General features: G+C 72.2%; 3 protein-coding genes. 2 read left to right on the top strand and 1 reads right to left on the bottom strand.

All coding sequences use genetic code 11. The annotated features are described in order from the left end of the window. Window positions 1-2,001: PEP/pyruvate-binding domain-containing protein (locus tag AB0C29_RS11715; RefSeq protein WP_360818773.1), on the bottom strand; the 2,001-nt coding region annotated here is incomplete at its 3' end. Window positions 2,002-2,206: 205 nt separating this feature from the next. Between AB0C29_RS11715 and AB0C29_RS11710 the strand changes: the two genes are divergently transcribed. Both AB0C29_RS11710 and AB0C29_RS11705 read left to right on the top strand, forming a co-directional pair. After that, window positions 2,207-4,525 (top strand): glycoside hydrolase family 9 protein, encoded by a 2,319-nt coding sequence (locus AB0C29_RS11710; protein WP_360818770.1) that lies wholly within the window; start codon window positions 2,207-2,209, stop codon window positions 4,523-4,525. A 32-nt stretch (window positions 4,526-4,557) separates the two neighbouring features. Continuing rightward, a complete protein-coding gene (locus AB0C29_RS11705) occupies window positions 4,558-7,011 on the top strand; it encodes a glycoside hydrolase family 3 N-terminal domain-containing protein (protein ID WP_360818767.1) in 2,454 nt (817 codons plus the stop codon). Window positions 7,012-7,110: the final 99 nt, after the last annotated feature.

Raw genomic sequence — 7,110 nt, 5'->3', positions numbered from 1 at the left:
CGGGACCGTCCGGCGCCGCGACTCGCGCTCGTGCACCAGCTTGCGGGCGGCGGCGACCTCGCGCAGATCGGCGTCGGTGCCGGCCTCGGTGAGGGTCACGAACATGATGTCGTCCGGCCGGTCGAGGCGGCCGGTGGCGGTCAGGTCGGCGCCGAGCAGCAGCAGCTGGCGGCGCATCTCCCGCAGCGGGTACAGGCCGGCGAACTTCCCCGTCTCCCGCAGGCCGGCCAGCGAACGGGCCCGGCGCAGCAGGAAACCGGCCAGGCGGGCCCGCACCGGCCGGCGCCGGCGGGCCCGCGCGACGAGGTCGGTCAGGGTGGCCTCGGCGGTGGCGGCGGCCCGGGCGAACCGGCGGTCGGGGGCCTGTTCGGCGTCGGTCACCCGCAGGTAGTTGGCGATCATGGCGAAGACCGGCGCCGGGTCCTCGGACCAGCGGGGGACGCCGAGATCGACCTCGGCGACACCGCGGTGGCCGTACCGGTCGAGAAACGCGGCCAGGCCGAGCTCCGGCAGCTCGCCGGCCAGGTAGCGGGTGGCGAGCTCGGCCGGCGGCGTGCCGAGCAGGAGCTCGCGGTGCTGCCGGGCGCTCTGGGCCAGCCGCCAGAGGGCGAGGTCCATCTCGATGGTGACGTTGTGCGGCATGCCGGCCAGCACGGCGTGGATCTCGTCCGCGGTCGCGATGCCCTTGAGCAGCTGCTGCGGCAGGGTGGCGGCCAGCATGCCGGCCACGATCGGCCAGGTGATGGCGTCGGCGCCGTCGCCCGAGCCGTTGTCGCGGAGGTAGCGCAACCGGTCGGCGGCAGTGTGCAGCTCCCCGGCCGGGGCTGCCGCGAGCCGCAACTGCTCGACGGCCCGGCCCAACCGGGCGCGGGCAGCCTCGGGGCGGGCGAGGGCGCCGACGATGCCGGTGACCGCGCGTAGGGCTACGCGCAGCGACGGCGTGGCGGCGCGGGGTGCGGCGCCCTTGCGCGGGGCGAACCGGGGATCGTCGAGTACGTAGGCCATGGCCGCCTGGGCGCGGGGGCCGAAGTCGACCGCCATGAGTTTGACCAGGCGTTTGCGGGCGGACGGGTGGCGGGCCTGGTCGGTGAGGTCGCCGTAGAGCCGCCCGCCGATGTCGACGATCTCCGCCCGGACGCCGAGGGCCGCGAGCATGCCGGCGATCTGGGCCTTGAGGGTGGACAGGCCCATCGGCGTCACCGGCTGGAGCATGCCCTGCACGTGACCGAACTCGACGTACACCCGGGGCTCCGGGCTGGTCCGCGGCGGCAGCGGGAACAAGGTGGTGATCGGCCGCGACTGGAGCAGCCACAGCGTGCCGGAGCGATCCACCGACCACTCCACGTCCTGCGGACCGCCGGCCCGCTCCTGCAGCCGCTCCCCCACCGAGCACAAGCGCTCGAGCAGCTCTGGCGGCACGCACCCACCGGCCGCCGGTGTGGCCGGTCCGAGCACGTAGTGGTCGACCGGAGCGGTGCCGTCGACCACAGTGGTGCCCGGACCGGGGGCGGCGTCGACCATCATCTCGGTGCGGTTGCCGGTCAGCGGGTTGGCGGTGAACAGCACGCCGGACACCTCGGCGTCGACCATCCGCTGCACGACCACCGCCATCCGGACCGTGTCCTGGGCGATGCCGTGGGCCTCGCGGTAGGCGACCGCCCGGGCACTGTGCAGCGACGCCCAGCACGCCTCGACCGCGGCCAGCAGGTCGTCGGCGCCGGTGACGCCCAGGATGGTGTCGTGCTGCCCGGCGAAGCTGGCGTCGGGCAGGTCCTCGGCGGTCGCGCTGGAGCGCACCGCCACCGGGCCTGCTCCGAGCTTCTCGTACGCGGCCAGGATCTCGGCCGCCGGGACGACCCCGCGCCGGTGGGCCTCGGTCGTGACGCAGAAGCCCGGCGGCACCCGCTCGCCGTGCCGGATCAGCTCGGCCAGCCCGGCCGCCTTGCCGCCGACCAGCTCCTGCGAGCCGGCCCGCACCTCGGACAACGCGATCACGGACATCCGGCCCCCTGCCATCGCCATACGACTGCAACGGGACAACCATAGTCGTTTGGCAATACAACTGCAATGCAAAGAATGTGCCGCCCTGAAATCAGGGCTTCACACATTCGTCATCTGCGGGTTAAATCGAGGCACAGCGATATGGGAGCGCTCCCATACCCCGGACAGGAGCCCACCGTTGTCCCCCTCACGCCGTTATCTCCTCATGTCCTTCGTCGGCCTGCTGCTCGCCTCCGTCGGGATCGCGCTGGCCGCGCCCTCCGGCGCGGCCGCCGCCCCCACCTACAGCTACGGCGAGGCCCTGCAGAAGTCCCTGTTCTTCTACGAGGCCCAGGTCGCCGGGCGCAAACCGGCCTGGAACCGGGTCTCCTGGCGCGGCGACTCGGCCCTGCGCGACGGCTCGGACGTCGGCCTGGACCTGACCGGCGGCTGGTTCGACGCCGGTGACCACGTCAAGTTCGGCCTGCCGATGGCGTTCACCACCACCATGCTGGCCTGGGGCGCGGTGGAGAACCGCGACGCCTACGCCGCTTCGGGCCAGCTCACCCACCTGCTGAACAACCTGCGGGTGCCCAACGACTACTTCATCAAGGCCCACCCCGCCCCGAACGTGCTCTACGGGCAGGTCGGCAACGGCGACGCCGACCACAAGTGGTGGGGACCGGCCGAGGTGCTGCCGATGGCGCGGCCCGCGTACAAGATCGACGCCAGCTGCGGCGGCACCGAGCTGGCCGCGGAGACCGCGGCCGCCATGGCCGCCAGCTCGATGGTCTTCCGCGCGACCGATCCCGGGTACGCCGACACGCTGCTCACCCACGCCAAGCAGCTCTACACCTTCGCCGACACCGTCCGGAAGAACTACCACGAGTGCATCACCGACGCGACGTCGTTCTACCGCTCCTGGAGCGGCTACGCCGACGAGCTGGTGTGGGGCGCGATCTGGCTGCATCGCGCCACCGGCGACGCCGCCTACCTGGCCAAGGCCGAGGCCGGGTACGACGCGCAGGGCAACGAGAACCAGACCAGCACCAAGATGTACAAGTGGACGATCTCCTGGGACAACAAGCAGTACGGCACCTACGTGCTGCTGGCCCAGCTGACCGGCAAGCAGAAGTACCTCGACGACGCCAACCGGTGGCTGGACTGGTTCACCGTCGGGGTCAACGGCGAGAAGGTCCGCACCTCCCCCGGCGGCATGGTCGTCGTGGACACCTGGGGCGCCCTGCGGTACGCGGCCAACACGGCCTTCGTCGCGCTCGTGCACAGCGACCACCTGGCCGACGCGGCCCGCAAGACGCGCTACCACGAGTTCGCCGTCAAGCAGATCGACTATGCGCTGGGCGCCAACCCGCGCAAGTCCAGCTATGTCATCGGCTTCGGGGCCAACGCGCCGAAGAACCCGCACCACCGCACCGCGCACGGGTCCTGGTGGGACAGCCAGCAGGTGCCCGAGCAGACCCGGCACGTGCTGTACGGCGCTCTGGTGGGCGGGCCGTCGGCGCCGGACGACGCGTACACCGACAGCCGCGGCGACTACGTGATGAACGAGGTCGCCACCGACTACAACGCCGGCTTCACCTCGGCGGTGGCCCGGCTCTACGGCGAGTACGGCGGCACCCCGGCGGCCAACTTCCCGCAGGCCGAGAAGCCGGACCTGGCGGAGCTGTCGGTCGAGACCACGGTGATGCAGAACGAGACCCGCTCGACCGGCGTCAAGGTGATCGTCTACAACAAGTCGGCCTTCCCGGCTCGCGCTCTGACCGCCGCGAAGTTCCGCTACTACTTCACCCGTGACGGGGACGCCGCGCTGACCGTCAGCACGCCGTACACCCAGGGGTGCCCGGGGCCGACCGCGGCCAAGCAGTACGCCGGCGACGTCTGGTACGTCGAGGTGGACTGCACCGGCTACACCATCGCCCCGGCCGGGCAGTCGGCGCACCGGATGGAGGTGCAGCTCAAGATCGGGGTGGTCGAGGGCGGCACGTGGGATCCGGCCGACGACCCGTCGTACCAGGCGGCCGCCGGAGCGAACACCGGCGTCCCGCTCTACGAGGGCACGACGCGGGTGTGGGGCAACGAGCCCGGCACCGGGCCGTCACCGTCGCCTTCGGTCACGCCGTCCGCGACTCCGTCCGTCACGCCGTCGGCCACCCCGTCCGTCACGCCGTCGGTCACGCCGTCGGTCACGCCCAGCACCGGGCCGAGCGGGCCGTGCCGGGTCGCCTACAGCACCACCGACTGGAGTGCCGGCTTCACGGCGAACGTCACCGTGACCAACACCGGCACCGCGCCGCTCAACGGCTGGTCGCTGACCTACGCCTACACCGCCGGACAGAAGATCACCCAGGCCTGGTCGGCCACCGCCACCCAGACCGGTACGCAGGTGACCGTCACCAACGCGAGCTGGAACGGCGCGGTGGCCGCGGGCGCCTCGGTGAGCTTCGGCATGAACGGCACCCACACCGGCGCCAACCCGAGGCCCACCGCCTTCGCCGTCAACGGCTCCGCCTGCACCGTCGCCTGAGCTTCGTTCCCCACCAGCAGAGACAGGACCCCATGCGAACTGCCCTCCGCGCGGCCTTGTGTGCCGCGACCACCGTGACCGCCCTGGCGGCGTTCGGGCCACCGCCCGCGTCCGCCGCGGTCCTGCCCTATCAGGACCCGGCCCTGCCGGTCGCGACCCGGGTGACCGACCTGCTCGCCCGGATGACCCTGGACGACAAGATCGGCCAGATGACCCAGGCCGAGCGGGCCGTCATCAGCCCGGCCCAGCTCACCCAGTACCGGGTCGGCTCGGTGCTCTCCGGCGGTGGCTCCGGCCCCGCCCAGAACACCCCGGCGGCCTGGGCCGACATGTACGACAACCTGCAACGCGGCGCGCTGGCCACGCCGCTGCAGATTCCGATGATCTACGGCATCGACGCCGTGCACGGCAACAACAACGTGCTCGGATCGACGATCTTCCCGCACAACATCGGCCTCGGCGCCACCCGCGACCCGGACCTGGCCGCGCGGATCGGCCGGGCCACCGCCGAGGAGGTCACCGGCGCCGGGCAGGACTGGACGTTCGCCCCGTGCGTGTGCGTGGCCCGCAACGACCGGTGGGGCCGCACGTACGAGTCGTTCGGCGAGAAGCCGGAGATCGCCACGGCGATGACCACCGTCATCGACGGGTTGCAGGGCACCGCGCTGAACGGCCCGGCGTCCGTGCTGGCCACGGCCAAGCACTACATCGGGGACGGCGGCACCACCGGCGGCACCGACCAGGGCAACACCCAGCTCACCGAGGCCGAGCTGCGGGCCGTGCACCTGCCGCCGTTCGCCGCCGCGGTGAACCGGGGCGTCGGCTCGGTGATGATCTCGTTCAGCAGCTGGAACGGGACCAAGCTGCACGGCTCCAAGTACCTGATCACCGACCTGCTCAAGGGCGAGCTGGGCTTCACCGGCTTCACCGTGTCGGACTGGGCGGCGATCGACCAGATCGACGGGCAGGTCGGCTTCACCCAGGCCGAGGTGGCCGCCTCGATCAACGCCGGCCTCGACATGATCATGGTGCCGAACGACTGGCAGCAGTTCCTCGGCTACCTGCGTGCGGCGGTGCAGGCCGGGCAGATCCCGATGGCCCGCATCGACGACGCGAACCGGCGCATCCTGACCAAGAAGTTCGAGCTGGGACTGTTCGAGAAGCCGTACGCCGACCGCACGTACGCGTCCACGATCGGCAGCGCCGCACACCGCGCCCTGGCCCGCGAGGCGGTGCGCAAGTCGCAGGTGCTGCTGAAGAACGCGGGCGGCGTGCTGCCGCTGGCCAAGTCCGGCGGCAAGATCTTCGTGGCCGGCAGGAGCGCCGACGACCTGGGCAACCAGGCCGGCGGCTGGACCACCACCTGGCAGGGCGCGAGCGGATCGACCTACCCCGGCACGTCGATCCTGCAGGGCATCCGCAGCGCGGTGGGCAGCAACGCCACGGTGACCTACCAGCGCGACGGCACCGGCATCGACAACACGTACCGGGCCGCGATCGCCGTCGTGGGCGAGACCCCGTACGCCGAGGGCGAGGGCGACCGGGTCGGCACGATGAGCCTGGACGCGACCGACCTGGCCACGCTGTCGCGGCTGCGGGCCACGGGCGTACCGGTGATCGTGGTGCTGGTCTCGGGCCGCCCGCTCGACATCGCCACCGAGCTGCCGAACTGGAACGCCCTGGTGGCGGCCTGGCTGCCCGGCAGTGAAGGCGCCGGCGTGGCCGACGTCCTGTTCGGCGACTACGCGCCGACCGGCAAGCTCCCGATGACCTGGATGCAGTCGGCGAGCCAGCAGCCGATCAACGACGGGGACGGCAAGACGCCGCTGTTCGCGTACGGCTACGGCCTGACCTACAGCAGCACCCCGGCCGACACGGCCGCACCCAGCGTGCCCAGCACCCCGGCCGCGACCGCGGTGACCGCGAACGGCCTGACGCTGACCTGGCCGGCCTCGACCGACACCGGCGGCAGCGGCCTGGCCGGCTACGACGTCTACCGCGACGGCACCCTGATCGGCTCGCCCACCACGACCTCCTATGCGGTGACGGGCCTGAACGCGGCGACCCGCTACGAGTTCACGGTGGCGGCCCGGGACGCGGCGGGCAACCGCTCGGCCCGCTCGACGGCGCTGGCGGTGACCACCTCGGCCGGGGACACACCGCCGGGCGGCAGCTGCAAGGTGGCGTACTCCACGAGCGACTGGAGCGCCGGCTTCACCGGGTCGGTCTCGGTGACCAACACGGGCACGACGGCGGTCAGCGCTTGGAGCCTGCAATGGTCGTACACGGCGGGCCAGGTCGTGACTCAGGGCTGGTCGGCCCGGGTGGCGCAGGTGGGCACGGTGGTGACGGCTACGGGCGAGAGCTGGAGCCCGTCACTGGCCGCGGGGGCTACGGTGACCTTCGGGTTCAACGCGAACCGGGGATCCACCAATCCGCGGCCGACGTCGTTCACCCTCAACGGCTCTGCCTGCACGGTCGTTTGAGGCGGTAGGCGCTTCTCGCTTGCCGCGGGGGGCGGTCGGGTCGTGACCCGGCCGGCCCCCACAGGTTCGGGGTGCTCGCCGGTGGGGGGGGAGATGATC

The sequence above is a fragment of the Actinoplanes sp. NPDC048791 genome (assembly GCF_040650095.1).
In the GTDB taxonomy this organism is placed as follows: Bacteria; Actinomycetota; Actinomycetes; order Mycobacteriales; family Micromonosporaceae; genus Actinoplanes.
Note: the sequence above shows the minus strand (reverse complement) of the source record. Positions and strands in the feature narration are given on the sequence as shown.